The sequence below is a fragment of the Micromonospora parastrephiae genome, assembly GCF_016802865.1.
In the GTDB taxonomy this organism is placed as follows: domain Bacteria; phylum Actinomycetota; class Actinomycetes; order Mycobacteriales; family Micromonosporaceae; genus Micromonospora; species Micromonospora parastrephiae.
Map to the genome: position 1 here is coordinate 1 of NZ_JAEVHM010000415.1, position 1,104 is coordinate 1,104.

The 1,104-nt window shown below is 77.5% G+C and carries 1 protein-coding gene; it reads left to right on the top strand.

Annotated elements, in window-relative coordinates:
* Positions 1-114 precede the first annotated feature (114 nt).
* Positions 115-1,104 (top strand): glycosyltransferase (locus JNW91_RS31510; protein WP_203179059.1); only part of this gene is annotated, 990 nt, incomplete at its 3' end.

Genomic DNA, 1,104 nt, shown 5'->3' on the forward strand with positions numbered 1-1,104 from the left:
GCCCGGGCCGCGGTCAGCCGGCGCAGTTGGGCAGCCGTGGGCCGACGAGCTGATCGGGCCACTACCACGCCGGTACGAGCCTCGGCCGCCCACCGTCGGCCTGCCGGCCGCGTCGTGACCGGGACGGCCTCCGGGCTGCGGATCGTGCGGCTCGCCAACTTCGTGACCGCCCGCTCGGGTGGGCTGCGGACCGCGTTGCGGCACCTCGGCGAGGGCTACCGGGCAGCCGGGCACCATCCGGTGCTGGTGGTGCCGGGCGAGCGGGCCGCCGACGAGTCGTACCCGTGGGGGCGGGTGGTCACCCTGCCCGGGCCGGAGCTGCCGGGCAGCGGCGGCTACCGGCTGCTGGCCGGCCGGCGGCGGTTGGCCCGGCTGCTCGCCGACCTGACCCCGGACCGGCTGGAGGTCTCCGACCGGTCGTCGCTGCGCTGGACGGGGAGGTGGGCGCGGGCGTACGGGGTGCCGTCGGTGATGGTGTCGCACGAGTCGCTGACCGGGCTGCTCGGCCAGTGGGGCGTGCCGGACGCGCTGCGCCGGCCGACCGCCGACCGGCTCAACCGGGTGACCAGCCGGGCGTACGACCGGATCGTGTGCACCACCCGATGGGCGGCCGAGGAGTTCGAGCGGATCGGCGCCGGCAACGTGGACCTGGTGCCGCTCGGAGTGGACCTGGACACCTTCCGCCCGGACCGGGCCGACCCGCGGCTGCGTGAGCGCTACGCCGATCCCACCGAGCTGCTGCTGGTGCACTGTGCCCGGCTGTCCCCGGAGAAGCGGCCGGAGCTGGCCGTGCAGGCCCTCGCCGAGTTGCGCCGGGCGGGCGTACCGGCGGTGTTGGTGATGGCCGGGGACGGCCCGCTGCGTGCCGCGCTGGCCCGGCGCACCGCGGGCCTGCCGGTCACGTTCACCGGCTTCCTGCCCGACCGCGCGGCGGTGGCCGCGCTCCTCGCGAGCGCGGACGTGGTGCTCGCGCCCGGCCCGGTGGAGACCTTCGGCCTGGCCGGACTTGAGGCGCTGGCCTGCGGCACACCGGTCGTGGTCAACGCGGCCAGCGCCCTGCCCGAGGTGGTCGGCGCCGCCGGCGTCGCCGCGTACGGCTCGGGG